The following is a 16,130-nucleotide window of genomic DNA, read 5'->3' as shown; positions in this document are numbered from 1 at the left end:
TGACGCGGCCGGCGGTTGCGGCTTGGATGAAGGATCACGCCAACAGGAAACCAACAACATGGCCCAGCGTATCCAGTTCAGTCGCACCGGTGGTCCCGACGTACTCGAACTCGTGGATTTCGAACCCGCCGCCCCCGGCCCCGATGAGGTACGGGTGCGCAACCATGCCATCGGTCTCAACTTCATCGAGACCTACTACCGCAGCGGTCTCTATCCGCCGCCGTCGCTGCCCTCGGGCCTGGGCACCGAGGGTGCCGGGGTGGTGGAGGCGGTGGGTAGTGCCGTGCAACGTTTCAAGGCGGGCGATCGGGTGGCCTATGCCACCGGCCCGCTGGGCGCCTATGGCGAGGTCCATGTCCTGCCCGAGCGCCACCTGGTCCACCTGCCGGAAGCGGTGTCCTTCGAGCAGGGCGCGGCGGTGATGCTCAAGGGGCTGACCGTGCAATACCTGCTGCGCCAGACCTATCCGCTGCAAGCCGGCGACACCGTGCTGTTCCATGCCGCCGCCGGTGGCGTGGGCTCCCTGGCCTGCCAATGGGCCAAGGCCCTGGGCGTGCGCCTGATCGGCACCGCCGGCTCGCCGGAAAAGCTGGAGAAGGCCAAGGCCCTGGGCGCCTGGGCGGTGATCGACTATCGACAGGAAGACGTCCCGGCCCGGGTTCGCGAACTGACCGACGGTGCCAAGGTGCCGGTGGTGTACGACGGCGTCGGCAAGGACACCTGGGAGATGTCGCTGGACTGCCTGGCGCCGCGCGGTCTCATGGTCAGCTTCGGCAACGCCTCCGGCGCGGTGACCGGGGTCAACCTGGGTATCCTCTCGCAGAAGGGCTCGCTCTATGTCACCCGCCCGACGCTGGGAACCTACGCCGCCTCGCCCGAAGCCCTGCAGGACATGGCCGATCAGTTGTTCGAGCTGATCACCGATGGCCGCATCCAGGTGGACATCGGCCGGCGCTACCCGCTGGCCGAGGTGCAGGAGGCGCACCGGGCGCTGTCCGGGCGGGAGACCAGCGGCTCGACGATCCTGCTGCCCTGAGCCACTGGGCCTGGCCGAACTGTTTCGGTGAAATCGTGACGGCCATTAAGTTTCCTCAAGCAAGGCGGCACGACAGGGACAAAAGTCGGTCTATCTCGGACAGTCGAGCCCTCATGGGCTCGACACTCCTCACGAATCGGCCGGATCGCTGCCCTTGCCATGCCTACCTCCAGCCCACTCGCCAACCTACTCGACAGCGCCACGGAAACGGCGCTGATCACCCTGACCGCCGAAGGGCGGATCGGCCAGTGGTGTCCGGCCGTTGCCCGATTGCTGGGCTGGAACGCCGAGGACAAGCTGGGCGAACCCATCGCTGGCCTGCTGGTGCCGGAGCCGCCCGTCGACCAGTGGCTGGCTACGCTCGAGCGCTGCCAGAGCCAGGGCCTGCGCCATCGCGACGGTCATGTCGTGCGCCTCGATCTGCACCTGGTGCCCCTGCGCCGCGCGGAGGTCACGGTGGGTTGGCTGCTGCATGTCTGGCGGGCGCCAGCCACCCGCACGCGCTTCGCCGCCCGCAGCAGCACCGAACGTGACCTGCCGCAACGCCTGCAAGCCCTGGGCGAATGGTCGCGCCGACTCAGCGGAGCTCAGGATCTCGCCGCCGTGCGCCTCTGCGGCACCCAGGCCCTGCGTGATCTCGCCAACGATCCCCAGGCCCTACTTCTGGCGGCCACCGAGACCACGAGCCTGGCAGACGATCCACACCTCGTTCCCCTGGGCCCGCCCGCGCAGTCGCTGGGCTACCTGTACCTGAGCACACCGGCGGTCGATGTCGACACCCGCCTGCTGCTGGACCAATTGGCCCTGCTACTCGGCGTCCTACTGGAACGTCATCGCCAGCGCGACCAGGTGCAGCAACTCGAACAGCGCCTCTCGTTGGAACAGGGCCTGCTGGCCAGCGTGTTGCAACAGGCACCACTGGGCATCTCCATCACCCAAGCCGGCAGCGAGAAGGCGGTGATGCTCAACGATCGCGTCAACGTGCTACTGGGCAAGTGTCCGCAAGGGGAGACACTGGACGAGCGTTACCAGGCCATCGGCGCCTTGCATGCCAATGACCAGCCCTATGCGGTGGACGATTACCCCACCGTACGGGTGCTGCGCAGTGGCCAACCGGTGCCTCCCGAGCTGATGCGCTATCGCCGCCCCGACGGCAGTATCCGTTTGTTGGAGGTATCCAGTGCACCGGTGCGCGCGCCGAGCGGCGAGGTGATCGCTTCCGTCACCCTGTTCGACGATGTCCAGCAGCGGGTGGATGCCGAAAATGCCCTGCGCGAACACAGTGCACGCCTCGCCAGCCTGATCAACCAGGCGGCGGTCGGCATCTGCCAGACCGATGCCAGCGGGCGTCTGCTGCTCGCCAATCGCCGCTATTGCGAGTTGCTCGGCCGCCACGAAATGGGCGTGCTGGAGCAGACCCTGCAGGCCCAGACCCACCCCGATGATCGCGCAGCCCTGGAAAGCAGCCTGGCCGTACTGCGCGAGCGGGGTGACAGCTTCAAGTTGGACCAGCGCTTCCAGCGTCCCGATGGCGCGGTGGTCTGGGTCAGCCTGCACGGCTCGCCCTTGCAATCGGAAGTCGGCCAGGATCTGTCGGTGAGTCTGGTGGTGGTCGACCTGACCCAGCGCAAGCAGGCCGAAGCCGCGTTGCACCTGTCCAACCAGCGTTTTCGCAATGCCGTGGAGGCGGTGCAGGGGGTGGTCTGGACCACCAATGCCGAGGGTCATTTCCTGGGCAACCAGAATGCCTGGGCCACGCTCACTGGACAGAGTTACGCCCAGTACCAGAAGGAAGGCTGGGCCGACGCCCTGCATCCGGACGATGCGCCCCGCACCCTGCGCCGCTGGCGGCTGGCCGTACAACAACAGGTGGACTTCCACGACGAGCACCGCCTGCGCTGCCGCGATGGCCAGTGGCGCACCTTCAGCGTGCGCGCCTTGCCGGTGCGCGAAGGCGGGGTGGTTCGCGAGTGGGTCGGGGTCCATACCGACGTCAGCGAGATCCGCATGGCGGAGCATCGCCTGCGGCGCCTGGCCGAGCTGCTCGAACAGCGCGTCCACGAACGCACCGTCGAGCGTGACCGCATGTGGCGGGTAGCCGATGACCTGCTCGGGGTGATCCAGGGCCAGCGCTGGCTCAGTCGCAATCCGGCCTGGAGTCGAGTGCTCGGCTGGGACGATGAAGAACTGCGCCACCAGCCACCTACCTTCCTGGAGCATCCCGAAGATCCGCCGGTATTTCCACGTCTGGCCGCCCTACGCCATGGCGAGGCCCTGAGCGATCTACCCGGGCGCCTGCGCACCCATGACGGTCACTGGCGCCATATGATGTGGAAGGCCACCGCCGACCATGACGGCCGCATCTACGTCTTCGGTCGCGATATCACCACCGAACACGAAGCCTCTCTGGCCCTGCAGAACGCCGAAGCGGCGCTGCGTCAAGCGCAGAAGATGGAAGCCATCGGTCATCTCACCGGTGGCATCGCCCACGACTTCAACAACCTGCTCACCGGCATCAGCGGCTCGCTGGAATTGCTCAGGCGCCGGCTGGATCAGGGGCGCCACGACAATCTGCAGCGCTACCTCGACACCGCCGAGCAATCCGCCACCCGCGCCGCCGCCCTGACCCACCGGCTCCTGGCCTTCGCCCGCCGCCAGACCCTGGATCCGCGCCCGGTGGACGTGAACGAACTGATCCTGTCCCTGGAGGAATTGTTCCAGCGCACCCTGGGCGAGCGGATCACCCTGCGCAGCCACCTCAGCCCCCAGTTGCCGCCTGCGCGTACCGACACCAACCAGCTGGAGAACGCCCTGCTGAACCTGGTGATCAATGCCCGCGACGCCATGCCCGACGGTGGCCGCCTGACCCTGGAAACCGCGCTGGACCACCTCACCGACCTGGCCGCCGAGCACGAATTGGCGCCCGGCGACTACGTTCGTCTGACCATCGCCGATACCGGCAGCGGCATGCCCGCCGAGGTGGTGGATCGCGCCTTCGATCCCTTCTTCACCACCAAGCCCATTGGCCAGGGCACCGGACTGGGGCTGTCCATGCTCTATGGCTTCATCAAGCAGTCGGGCGGCCATGTCACCCTGGAAAGTGCGCCCGGCAGCGGTACCCGGGTCAGCCTCTGGCTACCCTGCGCGCCACCGCAGCTGCCCGCAGCAGATCGTGAGCCCCTGGCGGCCATCGCCCAGAGCCGTGGCGAGCGGTTGCTGTTGGTGGAAGACGATGTCTCGGTACGGCTGCTGCTGCGGGAAATGCTCACCGAACTGGGCTATCGCGTCCGCACCGCGGCCAGTGCCTCGGCCGCCCTGACCCTGGTCGACGGCGGCCTGCCATGTGATCTGCTGATCACCGATCTCGGCCTGCCCGATCTCGACGGTGGCGAACTGGCCGCGCGCCTGCGCGAGCGCTGCCCCGACTTGCCGGTGCTGTTCGTCAGCGGCCACGCCGAGCGCCCCACGCCCAATGGCGAACCGGCGCTGGCCAAGCCCTTCCAGATCGAGGCCTTGGCGCGTCAGCTGCGTCAGTTGCTGGACTGAAACCTAAGGTCGGAACACCTTGCCGGTCACCAGGTCGCGGATCACGCTGGGATTCTTGCGCCCGCCCAGCTCGCCGCTGAGGATGCCGTCCAGGCCGTCCGGAAAGTATTGCTGAACCCGCAGTCGCGAGCGCGCCGCCGGGCGTCCCGCCGGATTGGCCGAGGTGGAGATCAGCGGACCGGTCAGGGCACAGAGCTCACCCACCAGCGGATGCTCGGAGACCCGCAGCGCCACGGTGGCATGGGCGCCGGTCACCCAGCCGGGCAGGCGATTGTGGTGGGGTACCAGCCAGGTATTGGGCCCCGGCCAGGTGCTGGCCAGCTTGGCCAGGGACTCTTCCGGCAGGTCGTGGAGCAGGAAGTCGAACTGGCGGATGTTGTCGGCGACCAGGATCAGCCCCTTTTCCATCGGTCGCCGCTTGAGCGTCAGCAGGCGATAGACCGCAGCCTGATCCCAGGGATCGCAGCCCAGTCCCCAGACGGCCTCGGTGGGATAGGCCAGCACGCCTCCCTCACGGACGACCCGCGCCGCCTGCCGCACTTGCCAACTGTTGTGCATCGCCTTGCCTCCGCTAAATCCCTGAAGTCTACCCGAGCGCGGCGTCGATGCCAGTCGTCCGTATTCAGCCGAGCCGACTCCAGCTGCCGTGCAGCGCCGCCACCCGCCCCTCCAGCTCCAACTCGGTCAGGCGCATCAGCACCTCGGGCAGCGCCAGACCGCTGAGGAGGGTCAATTCCTCGCTGTTGAGCGGACCGGCGGCGAGGTGCCGCAGCAGGACGTCATCCTCGCTCGGCGCGGGCGCCGCGACCGCGGGCAGACTGCGCCATCCCTGCAAGGCCTCGAGGATATGCTCCACGCTTTCCACCAGTTGCGCGCCTTCGCGAATCAGCTGATGACAGCCACGGGCACCGGGATGATGGATGGAGCCGGGCAGGGCGAACACCTCGCGGCCCTGTTCGGCGGCCAGGCGGGCGGTGATCAGCGAGCCGCTGGAGGGGCTGGCCTCCACCACCAGGGTGCCCAGGCTGAGTCCACTGATGATGCGATTGCGCTTGGGAAAGTTGGCCGCCTGGGGCGTGCAATCCAGGGGCAGCTCGGAGACCAAGGCGCCGCCTTCGGCCAGCAGGCGCCGGGCCAGGCCCAGATGGCGGCGGGGATAGAGCTGTTGCAGACCGGTCCCCAGGACCGCCACCGTAGCACCCCCGGCATCCAGCGCGCCCTGGTGCGCGGCGCCATCGATGCCCAGCGCCAGGCCGCTGGTCACGCAGAAGCCGGCGGCGGCCAGGCTGTGGGCGAAGCGGCGCGCGTTGTCCAGGCCCTGGGCGCTGGCCTGGCGACTGCCGACCAGGGCCAGCTGGGGCCGCTCGAGCAGTTCTACCCGGCCTGCGACGAACAGCAACGGCGGTGGATCGGCGATTTCGCCGAGCAGGGCCGGATAGCCGTCCTCACCCAGGCAGAGCAGATGGCGGTCGGGCGCCTCGAGCCAGGCCAGGGCACGGGCCGCGCGTTCGCGGGTCTCGGCACTGCGGCGGGCATCGGCGGCCACGGCCGGTAGACGCAGGGCGCGCCAAGCCGACGCCGGCGCACTGAGGGCCGCGGCGGCGCTGCCAAACGCCTGCAACAACAGCCGGTGACGCACCGCGCCGATCTCCGGCAGGGCGTGCAGACGGAGCCGAGCTTCCTGCTCGGCGGGGGAGAGGCTAGCCATGGGTGTCGTCCTTGAGAGTCGAAGGTCGCCGTCCTGGCGACCTGCAGAAAGCGCTTAGGGGTTGCGCACCTTGTCCATGATCGACAACTGCCGCGTCGCCAGCAGGACCAGGCCGTAGCTGATCTTGTCGTAGGTGCGGAACACCATCAGCAAGCCGGCACGCTCATCGGGAATCTTCACCTGCTCGCCGGTGATGCGGTCACGTACCGTTTCGCCGGTCTTGTAGACCGCCAGCACGTTACCTTCCACCAGGCCATCGCGCGCGCCCTTGTTCAGGGTCACCACATCGAATTGACCCACCTGGGTCACCCCCCGGGGCACGTCGAGAATCAGGCCACTGATCGGGCGATCCGGCGCGCTGGGCATGAAGGAGGAATTCACCAGCCGCTCTTCGGTGGGGAAGAGCCGGTCGCCGATACGGACCTCCTGGTTGGTCCGGGTCAGCCTGAGGGTGGCGATATCGCCTTCCTGGGCGACCAGATTGGCACTGCCGATGAAGTCGCCATTGATGCCGAGGAAGGCGCCGGTCTTGGGATCGACATAGGTCTTGCCCTGCCGATAGATGCCGAAGGCGGACACCCCCGGCTGCAGTTTGCCGCGCACATAGATGCGGTCGCCGGCACCACTCACCACGCGCTCGGCATTGCCGGCCACCACATAGGGCGCGCGCTGGAACTGCTCCACCGCGTCGAAGGCACGGTTCTGCAGCAGGAAGCTGTTCACCGCTTCCAGCGGAATGGCCGGGACGGCTTCGGTGATGGGCGTGCTGCGCACCGTAGGCGACAGCTTGATGGTCCCGCGCGAGGCGCCGCGGTTGAGCTGCAGGCGTGGCTGGCCATCGACATAGCTCAGCACCAGCGTATCGCCAGGATAGATGAGGTTGGGATTCTTGATCTGCGGATTGGCCTGCCAGATCTCCGGCCATTCCCAGGGCTTGCTCAGAAACTTGCCGGAGATGTCCCAGAGGGTGTCGCCGCGTACCACCGTGTAGCTGTCGGGGTGATCCGGGCGCAGGGTGACAGCTGCATACGCCGACTGCAGGGCGCCCGCTGCGACCAGCAGCAGGGCGAACAAAGATTTCCTCATGCGCCGAATCCCTTTACACTCTTAGCCTTGAAGAACCGTCTTCACGCAAACGTCGGGGAATCGCCCCAGTCGTGCCCTGAGCGCTGTTTTCGTCGGCCCGGGCAGCGCAGGCGCTCATCCCCGTCGACCGACGTCATCCACCCTCTGGAGCTATCCCGAGCGGGGTGGATACAACGCTGCGGCATCTTAGCAGCGCCCCTTGACTGTATTCCACAAGTGCCCTCAACGCCATGGCGATCCTAGACATCCTCGAATTTCCCGATCCCCGCCTGCGCACCGTCGCCAAGCCCATTGCCACGGTGGACGATGCCCTGCGCCAGACCATCGACGACATGTTCGAGACCATGTACGAAGCGCCTGGCATCGGCCTGGCCGCCACCCAGGTCAACGTCCATCGGCGTCTGGTGGTGATCGACGTCAGCGAAGAAAAGAGCGAGCCGCTGGTCTTCATCAACCCGGAAGCCGAACCGCTCACCCAGGAACTGGGCGAGTACCAGGAAGGCTGCCTGTCGATCCCCGGCTTCTATGAAAAGGTCTGCCGCCCCGAGCGGGTCCGGGTGAAAGCCCTGGACCGCGACGGCAAACCCTTCGAGCTGGAGTGCGACGGCCTGCTGGCGGTGTGCATCCAGCATGAGATCGACCACCTCGACGGCAAGCTGTTCGTCGACTACCTGTCGCCGCTCAAACGCGACCGCATCAAGAAGAAGCTCGAAAAGCAGCAGCGCCACAAGGCCTGATCGCCCTGGCGGACGGCGTCATCGGCGTCCGCCGCTCGCCCTTTCCGCCAGGTCCGCCATGTCCAGATCCCTTCGCCTCGTCTTCGCCGGAACCCCGGAATTCGCCGCCGTGCATCTGCAGGCGCTGATCGACTCCGGCTATCCCATCGCCGCCGTCTACACCCAGCCCGACCGCCCCGCCGGGCGCGGCCAGAAGCTGGCCATGAGTCCGGTCAAGCAACTGGCCCTGGCCCATGGCATCCCCGTCGAGCAGCCGCCGACCCTGCGCGATCCCGCGGCCCAGGCCACCCTGGCGGCGCTGGAGCCCGATCTGCTGGTGGTGGTGGCCTACGGGCTGATCCTGCCCCAGGCGGTGCTGGATATCCCGCGGCTGGGTTGCATCAACAGCCATGCCTCGCTGTTGCCGCGTTGGCGCGGCGCGGCGCCCATCCAGCGCGCGCTGGAGGCGGGCGATGCCGAATCCGGCGTCACCGTGATGCGCATGGAAGCCGGTCTGGATACCGGGCCGATGCTGAGCAAGGTGACTACGGCGCTCACCGCCGAGGATACCGGTGGCAGCCTGCATGATCGCCTGGCTGCCCTGGGCGCCGCCGCCGTGGTCGCGGCCCTGCCCGGTCTGGCCGATGGCAGCCTGCACGGTGAAGTCCAGAACGATGACCTGGCGACCTACGCCCATAAACTGAACAAGGACGAGGCACGCCTGGACTGGGGCCGGCCGGCTGCGGAACTGGAACGCCGTATCCGCGCCTTCGATCCCTGGCCACTGTGCCACACCGCCCTGGCCGGTGAGCCGCTCAAGGTCTGGAGTGCGGAATTGGCTGAGGGCCACGGCGTGCCCGGCATGGTGCTCGATGCCGATCGCAGCGGCCTGCTGATCGCCTGCGGCGAGGGCGCCCTGCGCCTGACCCGGCTGCAACTGCCCGGCGGCAAACCCCTGGCCTTCGCCGATCTCTACAATGCCCGTCGCGAGCGCTTCGCCCCCGGCCAGGTGCTGGGCCTATGAATCCGCGGTTGGCGGCGACCCGCGCCCTGGCGGCGGTGCTTGCCGGCCGTGCCTCCCTGGGCAGCAGCCTGCCCGAGCAACTGGCCAAGGTGGAGCCACGGGATCGCGCCCTGGCCCAGGACCTGGCCTTCGGTACCGCCCGCTGGCAACCGCGGCTGTCGCTGCTGGCGGAAAAGCTGCTGCAAAAGCCGTTCAAGGCCGGTGACCGGGATCTCGAAGCCCTGCTGCTGATCGGTCTCTACCAGCTGTTCTACACCCGCATCCCGGCCCATGCCGCCATCGGCGAGACGGTGGGCTGCGTCGACAAACTGAAGAAATCCTCGGCCAAGGGCCTGCTCAACGCCGTGCTGCGCCGCGCCCAGCGTGAATACGACAGCCTGCTGCCAGCCCTGGAACACGACCCGGCGGCGCGCCTGGCCCATCCGCGCTGGCTGCAGAAAGCCCTCAAGGCGCGCTGGCCGGAACTCTGGGAAGCCATAGCCGCCGCGAACAACCTGCATCCGCCGCTGATCCTCCGGGTCAATCGGCGCCAGGGCAGTCGCGACGCCTATCTGGCCGAGCTGGCTGCCGCCGGTATCGAGGCCGTGCCCTGCACCTTCAGCGCCGACGGCATCCGTCTGTTGCAGCCCCAGGACGTCACCGCCCTGCCGGGTTTCGCCGCGGGTCGCTTGAGCGTGCAGGACGAAGCCGCCCAGCTGGCCGCCGAGTTGCTGGAGCTGGCGCCTGGCCAACGGGTACTGGACGCCTGCGCGGCGCCGGGCGGCAAAACCTGTCACCTGCTGGAACGCGAACCGGGTCTGGCCGAGGTGGTGGCGCTGGACGCCGATGCCGGGCGGCTGCAACGCGTCGAACAGAATCTCGCCCGCCTGGGCCTCGCGGCCCGTACCCTGGCCGCCGATGGCCGCGCCGTGGCCGACTGGTGGGACGGCAAGCCCTTCCAGCGCATCCTGCTGGACGCACCCTGCAGCGCCACCGGGGTGATCCGCCGCCATCCGGACATAAAGCTGACCCGCCAGGCCGCCGACATCCCGCCCCTGGTGCAGCTGCAGGGCGAATTGCTCGACGCCCTCTGGCCGACCCTGGAAGTGGGCGGCATCCTGCTCTATGCCACCTGTTCGGTACTGCCGGAAGAGAACAGCGACAACCTCGCCGCCTTCCTCGCCCGCACGTCGGGCGCCCGCGAACTGGACATCCCCGCGCCCTGGGGGATCGCTCAAGCCCATGGCCGCCAGTTGCTGCCGCAGGCGGAAGGCCACGACGGCTTCTATTACGGCAAGTTGATCAAGATCGCCAAGTAGGAATTCCGCCATGCTCGAATCCCTGGAGAAGATGCTCGCCCGCGGCCAGGACAACGCCCTGCTGAGATTCGGCTTGGGCAAGGGTTATCTGGATGCCGGCGAGCCGGAGCGGGCGGTCGAGCACCTGGCCCGCTGCGTGGAGTTCGATCCGACGTATTCGGCGGCCTGGAAACTGCTGGGCAAGGCCCACGAAGGCAGCGGCGATCTGGCCGCAGCGGAGAGCGCCTGGACGCGGGGTCTGGAGGCCGCCCAGGCCAAGGGCGACAAGCAGGCGGAAAAGGAAATGACGGTCTTTCTCAAGCGGCTGGCGCGGCGTGCTCAGTCCTGATCGCGCAGGAATCTGAGGCCAGCCCCCTCGCTGTCAGTGCGCATGACCTCCATGGCTACCTTGGGCGCCTCCATGGGCAGATCCAGCACCTGGCCGACCACCCGGGTCCCGCGCGGCAAGCGGGCCAGCTCGGGATGCACCACATAGACGCCGCCATCGGACAGGTCACGCGTCTCGCCCACGATCTCGCCATCCGGATAGGCGATCCAGAGCCGGCACTTGAGGGGGGTACGGGTGTGGTGGCGCTGGTCGCGCGAATTCATCGCCTGACTCCCTGAATATAGGCTCCCTGAATATAGGCTCCCTGAGGTCCAGGCAGCTTCCAGCAAAGGCGGATGACTGTCAGCCGTACGACTGCCGAACGGTTCCGGCGGACCGCCGAGCGATCAGCCTGCGAGCGCCGGTGCACGCACTGCAGCCCTTCAGCCCAATCCTGGAGGAGCGGGGCTCAAGGACGCGGATCGCCTGGGTTCAGTACCACTTCGTCTCGCCATCCGGGCGATTCTTGAACCTCTTCATGCTCCACATGTACTGGGTCGGATAGCGCCGTACGTAGCCCGCCAGCACCTCGCTCATGGCCGCCACCGCGACCTCGGGATCCGGGTCGTACATGGCCGGGGGCGCCGCTTCCAGGATCACCTTGTAGCCGCTGCCGTCGTCCAGGCGTACCGCATGGAAGAACACCCCGCGGGCCTTGCCACGGGCCAGCAGCGAGGGCACGAACTTGCTGGTCAGAGCGGTGGTGCCGAGAAAGGGTACGAAGAGGCCGGCACTGCGACTCGGCTCGGGATCGGCGGGAATGCCCACGGCGCCACCGCGGCGGACTTCCTTGATCACGCTGATGATGCCTTCCGGGGTGGAGGGCGCCACCCGGTTGCCCAGTTGCACCCGCTGGCGCTTGAGCAACTCGTCCACCGCCTTCAGCTTGGGCGGGCGGTAGAAGATGATCGGTTTGGCGTGGGAGCAGTAGAAGTGGTTGAGCAGCTCCCAGTTGCCCAGGTGGCTGGTGATGCCCACCACGCCATCGCCGGACGCCAGGGCTTCCTGCAACACGTCCATGCCTTCCACCTCGCGCACCAGGCCCAGGGAGCGTTGCGGCGACCAGATCCAGGCGCAGGCGCTCTCGGTCAGGGTCTTGCCGATGCCGCGCAGGCACTCGCGCGACAGCCGCTCAAGGCCGGCAGCATCGAGTTCGGGAAAACAGTGGGCGAGATTGATGCGGGTGACCTTGCTGGCGCGGGTCGGCAGCTTCCACATGCACCAGCCGATGAATCCACCCAGGCGCTGCACCAGGGGCCAGGGCAGCAGGGCGAAAAGGCGCAGGAAGGCGATCATCAGCGCGCCTTTGAATCTTTCCAAGAGAGGGTCTCCCGTCTGAATATCCTGACAGTTTACCGTCTACAGGCCATGGAAACGTTAAGAAAACGTAAGGTCGGCCCAAGCTGACAGCTATACATTCAGCTATTCATGCGTCCGTGCCGACGGCTGAGCCAAGTCTCCATGGCGGTCGCAATCGAGAGTGTGGTCCATCACCAGACCCATGGCCTGCATGAAGGCGTAGCAGATGGTCGGCCCGACGAAGGTGAAACCGGCCTTCTTGAGCGCCTTGCTCATGGCCTCGGCTTCCGGGGTGATGGCCGGTACCTCGCTACGGTCGCGGAAATGATTGAGCTTGGGTACACCCCCGACGAAGGACCACAGCCAGCCGGAGGGATCTTCCAGCCTGAGCCAGGCCTGGGCGTTCTGCCGAGCGGCACGCAGCTTGGCGCGATTGCGGATGATGCCCGGGTCCTGCATCAGCGCCTCGATCTCCGCATCGGTCAGGCGCGCCAGCCGCTCCGGGTCGAAGCCATGCAAGACCTCGCGATAGCGTTCGCGCTTCTTCAGCACGGTGATCCACGACAGGCCCGCCTGGAAGCCTTCCAGCAAGAGGAATTCGAAAAGCACCGCCGGATCGCGCTGGGGCACGCCCCATTCACGGTCGTGGTAGTCGATGTACAACGGATCGGCGGTGCACCAGAAACAACGCGGCATGGCGACGACTCGGACGAGGGCGGAAGGCGATACCTTAGCGCAATTGCTTGGTCCGGGAGACGAGTCCAACGGACTCATCGGCGGACCGCCATGACAGCGATGACTCCTCTCCCAGGCGGTTTTCCACACTACCAACGGGTCACACACGTATCGCGGCCATCGCGGTTCGCCGATGCGACCGCTCCTACGGAGGTGAGGCTTTCGTAGGAGCGGCCCATGGCCGCGATCCCTGCCAAATACCGCCGGGCAGCCCCACAAGCCCCATGCGGTCACCCCCGGCTTTCGGCTATACTCCTCGGCTTTTCGTCGCAGCCGAACGGGTATCTTTCGTGAGCCAGTCCAAGCCCACCGTGCGCACCTTCCAAGACTTGATCCTGGCCTTGCAGCAATACTGGGCCGAGCAGGGCTGCGTGGTACTCCAGCCCTATGACATGGAAGTCGGCGCCGGTACCTTCCACACCGCCACCTTCCTGCGCGCCATCGGTCCGGAGACCTGGAACGCCGCCTATGTGCAGCCCAGCCGCCGCCCCACCGACGGCCGCTACGGCGAGAACCCCAATCGCCTGCAGCACTATTACCAGTTCCAGGTGGTGTTGAAGCCCAATCCGGACAACTTCCAGGAACTCTACCTGGGCTCCCTGGCCGCTATCGGCCTGGACCCATTGGTGCACGACGTGCGCTTCGTCGAGGACAACTGGGAATCGCCGACCCTCGGCGCCTGGGGTCTGGGCTGGGAAATCTGGCTCAATGGCATGGAAGTCACCCAGTTCACCTACTTCCAGCAGGCCGGCGGCCTGGAGTGCTATCCGGTGACCGGCGAGATCACCTATGGCCTCGAGCGCCTGGCCATGTACCTGCAGGGCGTGGACTCGGTCTACGACCTGATCTGGGCCGATGGCCCCTTCGGCACCGTGACCTACGGCGACGTCTTCCATCAGAACGAGGTGGAGCAGAGCACCTACAACTTCGAGCACGCCAACGTGCCCAAGCTGTTCGAGCTGTTCGACTTCTACGAGTCCGAGGCCAATCGCCTGATCGTCCTGGACCTGCCGCTGCCCACCTACGAGATGGTGCTCAAGGCCTCCCACACCTTCAACCTGCTGGACGCCCGCCGCGCCATCTCGGTGACCGAGCGCCAGCGCTACATCCTGCGCGTGCGCACCCTGGCCCGCAGCGTGGCCCAGGGCTACTTCAAGGCCCGTGCCCGCCTGGGCTTCCCGCTGGCCACCCCCGAGCTGCGTGACGAGGTCCTCGGCCGCGACGATGTCCAGGCGCTGCTCAAGGAGGGCGAATAATGAGCACCAACCTAGATTTCCTGGTCGAGCTGGGTACCGAAGAACTGCCACCCAAGGCGCTCAAGACCCTGGGTGACAGCTTCCTCGCCGGCATTGAGAAGGGCCTCAAGCAGGCTGGTCTCGGTTACGCCAGCGCCCGCGCCTATGCCGCGCCGCGCCGCCTGGCGGTGCTGGTCGAGGCCCTGCAGACCCAGCAGCCCGAGCGTAGCGTCAACCTGGACGGCCCGCCGGTCCAGGCCGCCTTTGGCGCCGACGGCCAGCCGACCCAGGCGGCCCTGGGCTTCGCCCGCAAGTGCGGCGTCGACATCAGCGCCATCGACCGCAGCGGTCCCAAGCTGAGATTCTCCCAGAGCATTCCCGGCCAGCCGGCGGCCAGCCTGCTGCCCGGTATCGTCGAAGCTTCCCTGGCCGAGCTGCCGATTCCCAAGCGCATGCGCTGGGCCGCCCGCCGCGAGGAATTCGTGCGTCCGACCCAGTGGCTGGTGATGCTGCTGGGTGACGAGGTCATCGACTGCGAGATCCTCACCCGCCGTGCCGGGCGCGAATCCCGTGGCCACCGCTTCCACCATCCCGATGCGGTGCGCATCAGCGCGCCGGCCAACTACGCCGCCGACCTGCGCGCCGCCCATGTGCTGGCCGACTTCGCCGAGCGCCGCCAACTCATCGAGACCCGCGTGGCCGAATTGGCCGCCGCGGAGCAGGGCAGTGCCGTGGTGCCGCCCGCGCTGCTGGACGAGGTGACCGCCCTGGTGGAGTGGCCGGTGCCGCTGGTCTGCGCCTTCGAGGAACGCTTCCTCGAAGTGCCCCAGGAAGCCCTCATCACCACCATGCAGGACAACCAGAAGTACTTCTGCCTGCTGGACGCCCAGGGCAAGCTCTTGCCGCGTTTCATCACCGTGACCAACCTGGAAAGCAAGGACCCGGCGCAGATCGTCGCCGGCAACGAGAAGGTGGTGCGCCCGCGCCTCACCGACGCCGAGTTCTTCTTCAAGCAGGACCAGAAGCAGCCGCTGGAAAGCTTCAACGAGCGGCTGAAGAACGTGGTCTTCCAGGCCCAGCTCGGCACCGTCTACGACAAGGCCCTGCGCGTCGCCGCCCTGGCCGCCTTCATCGCCGAAGGTATCGGCGGTGACGCCGAGCGCGCCCGCCGCGCCGGCATCCTGGCCAAGTGCGACCTAGCCACCGAGATGGTCGGTGAATTCCCCGAAATGCAGGGCATCGCCGGCTATTACTACGCCAAGAAGGGCGGCGAGGCCGAGGACGTGGCCCTGGCGCTCAACGAGCAGTACATGCCCCGCGGCGCCGGCGCCGAACTGCCACAAACCCTGACCGGTGCCGCCGTGGCCCTGGCCGACAAACTCGACACCCTGGTCGGCATTTTCGGCATCGGCATGCTGCCCACCGGCAGCAAGGACCCCTTCGCCCTGCGTCGCCAGGCCCTGGGCGTGTTGCGCATCCTCATCGAGAAGGGTCTGGAGCTGGATCTGCCAGCGGCCGTCGCCTTCGCTATCGCCGGCTATGGCGAGCGGGTCAAGGCCGAAGGTCTGCAAGAGCAGGTGCTGGACTTCATCTTCGATCGCCTGCGCGCCCGCTACGAAGACGAAGGCGTCGATACCGCCGCCTACCTGGCCGTGCGCGCCCTGCGTCCGGCCTCGGCACTGGACTTCGACCAGCGCGTCCAGGCCGTGCAGGCCTTCCGTCGCCTGCCCGAAGCCGAAGCCCTGGCCGCCGCCAACAAGCGCGTTTCCAACCTGCTCGGCAAGTTCGAAGGCCAGGTCGCGACCCAGGCCGATGCCGCGCTGTTCGAGACCGACGCCGAGCGCACCCTGGCCGCGGCCATCGCCGCCGCCGAGCAGGACGCCGCCCCCCTGGCCGCAACCCGCCGCTATCGCGAAGCCCTGGAACGCCTGGCCAGCCTGCGCGCGCCGGTGGATGCCTTCTTCGACGAGGTGCTGGTCAACGCCGAGGACGAACGCGTCCGCGCCAATCGCTATGCGCTGCTCGCCCATCTGCGTGGCCTGTTCCTCGGCATCGCCGATATCTCGGTGCTGGGCTAGGG

The 16,130-nt window shown here is 67.4% G+C and carries 14 protein-coding genes; 8 read left to right on the top strand and 6 right to left on the bottom strand.

What is annotated here, in order from left to right; all coding sequences use genetic code 11:
• The first annotated feature begins 58 nt into the window (after positions 1-58).
• Both FAZ11_RS19665 and FAZ11_RS19660 read left to right on the top strand, forming a co-directional pair.
• Positions 59-1,036, top strand: coding sequence for an NADPH:quinone reductase (locus FAZ11_RS19665; protein ID WP_058762521.1), 978 nt, complete (start codon positions 59-61; stop codon positions 1,034-1,036).
• A gap of 159 nt (positions 1,037-1,195) precedes the next feature.
• Positions 1,196-4,582 carry a PAS domain S-box protein gene (locus FAZ11_RS19660; protein WP_058773876.1) on the top strand — a complete coding sequence of 1,129 codons (3,387 nt, stop codon included), beginning with the start codon at positions 1,196-1,198 and terminating at the stop codon, positions 4,580-4,582.
• A 3-nt stretch (positions 4,583-4,585) separates the two neighbouring features.
• Here the strand turns inward: FAZ11_RS19660 and tsaC are convergent, their stop codons facing one another.
• The 3 genes from tsaC to FAZ11_RS19645 all read right to left on the bottom strand — a co-directional run bounded on the left by tsaC (position 4,586) and on the right by FAZ11_RS19645 (position 7,376).
• Positions 4,586-5,140: an L-threonylcarbamoyladenylate synthase type 1 TsaC gene (tsaC, locus tag FAZ11_RS19655; protein WP_058767008.1), complete on the bottom strand. Its 555-nt coding sequence runs from the start codon at positions 5,138-5,140 to the stop codon at positions 4,586-4,588.
• A 64-nt stretch (positions 5,141-5,204) separates the two neighbouring features.
• Positions 5,205-6,290 (bottom strand): DNA-processing protein DprA, encoded by a 1,086-nt coding sequence (dprA, locus tag FAZ11_RS19650; protein ID WP_058773875.1) that lies wholly within the window; start codon positions 6,288-6,290, stop codon positions 5,205-5,207.
• A gap of 54 nt (positions 6,291-6,344) precedes the next feature.
• A complete protein-coding gene (locus tag FAZ11_RS19645; protein WP_058773874.1) occupies positions 6,345-7,376 on the bottom strand; it encodes a LysM peptidoglycan-binding domain-containing protein in 1,032 nt (343 codons plus the stop codon).
• A gap of 230 nt (positions 7,377-7,606) precedes the next feature.
• On the opposite strand from FAZ11_RS19645, the gene def reads away from it, so the two are divergent.
• The 4 genes from def to FAZ11_RS19625 are packed head-to-tail and all read left to right on the top strand — an operon-like array spanning position 7,607 to position 10,742.
• The gene (def, locus tag FAZ11_RS19640) at positions 7,607-8,113 is read left to right on the top strand and encodes a peptide deformylase (RefSeq protein WP_058773873.1); all 507 of its coding nucleotides are present in this window, start codon (positions 7,607-7,609) and stop codon (positions 8,111-8,113) included.
• Between the two features lie 58 nt (positions 8,114-8,171).
• Entirely contained in the window at positions 8,172-9,116 is a 945-nt protein-coding gene (fmt, locus tag FAZ11_RS19635; RefSeq protein ID WP_058761345.1) for a methionyl-tRNA formyltransferase, read from the top strand.
• Positions 9,113-10,414, top strand: coding sequence for a 16S rRNA (cytosine(967)-C(5))-methyltransferase RsmB (rsmB, locus tag FAZ11_RS19630; protein ID WP_058773872.1), 1,302 nt, complete (start codon positions 9,113-9,115; stop codon positions 10,412-10,414). Before fmt ends, rsmB begins: the two co-directional genes overlap by 4 nt.
• A 10-nt stretch (positions 10,415-10,424) precedes the next feature.
• Positions 10,425-10,742 carry a tetratricopeptide repeat protein gene (locus FAZ11_RS19625; protein WP_058773871.1) on the top strand — a complete coding sequence of 106 codons (318 nt, stop codon included), beginning with the start codon at positions 10,425-10,427 and terminating at the stop codon, positions 10,740-10,742.
• On the opposite strand, the gene FAZ11_RS19620 is transcribed toward FAZ11_RS19625, so the two are convergent.
• The 3 genes from FAZ11_RS19620 to FAZ11_RS19610 all read right to left on the bottom strand — a co-directional run bounded on the left by FAZ11_RS19620 (position 10,733) and on the right by FAZ11_RS19610 (position 12,776).
• Positions 10,733-11,005 (bottom strand): PilZ domain-containing protein, encoded by a 273-nt coding sequence (locus FAZ11_RS19620; protein WP_058773870.1) that lies wholly within the window; start codon positions 11,003-11,005, stop codon positions 10,733-10,735. The two genes, FAZ11_RS19625 and FAZ11_RS19620, sit on opposite strands and share 10 nt — an antisense overlap.
• Before the next feature lie 208 nt (positions 11,006-11,213).
• On the bottom strand, positions 11,214-12,101 hold the full coding sequence (locus tag FAZ11_RS19615) for a lysophospholipid acyltransferase (RefSeq protein ID WP_058773869.1): 888 nt from the start codon (positions 12,099-12,101) through the stop codon (positions 11,214-11,216).
• Between the two features lie 102 nt (positions 12,102-12,203).
• On the bottom strand, positions 12,204-12,776 hold the full coding sequence (locus FAZ11_RS19610) for a DNA-3-methyladenine glycosylase I (protein WP_058773868.1): 573 nt from the start codon (positions 12,774-12,776) through the stop codon (positions 12,204-12,206).
• Between the two features lie 329 nt (positions 12,777-13,105).
• Here FAZ11_RS19610 and glyQ point away from each other — a divergent pair, with 329 nt between their 5' ends.
• Positions 13,106-14,071, top strand: coding sequence for a glycine--tRNA ligase subunit alpha (gene glyQ / locus FAZ11_RS19605; protein WP_058773867.1), 966 nt, complete (start codon positions 13,106-13,108; stop codon positions 14,069-14,071).
• The gene (gene glyS, locus FAZ11_RS19600) at positions 14,071-16,128 is read left to right on the top strand and encodes a glycine--tRNA ligase subunit beta (RefSeq protein WP_058773866.1); all 2,058 of its coding nucleotides are present in this window, start codon (positions 14,071-14,073) and stop codon (positions 16,126-16,128) included. The genes glyQ and glyS overlap by 1 nt, the downstream gene beginning before the upstream one ends.
• The last annotated feature ends 2 nt before the right edge of the window (positions 16,129-16,130 follow it).

This window comes from Pseudomonas rhizoryzae, assembly GCF_005250615.1.
Lineage (GTDB): Bacteria > Pseudomonadota > Gammaproteobacteria > Pseudomonadales > Pseudomonadaceae > Chryseomonas > Chryseomonas rhizoryzae.
Note: the sequence above shows the minus strand (reverse complement) of the source record. Positions and strands in the feature narration are given on the sequence as shown.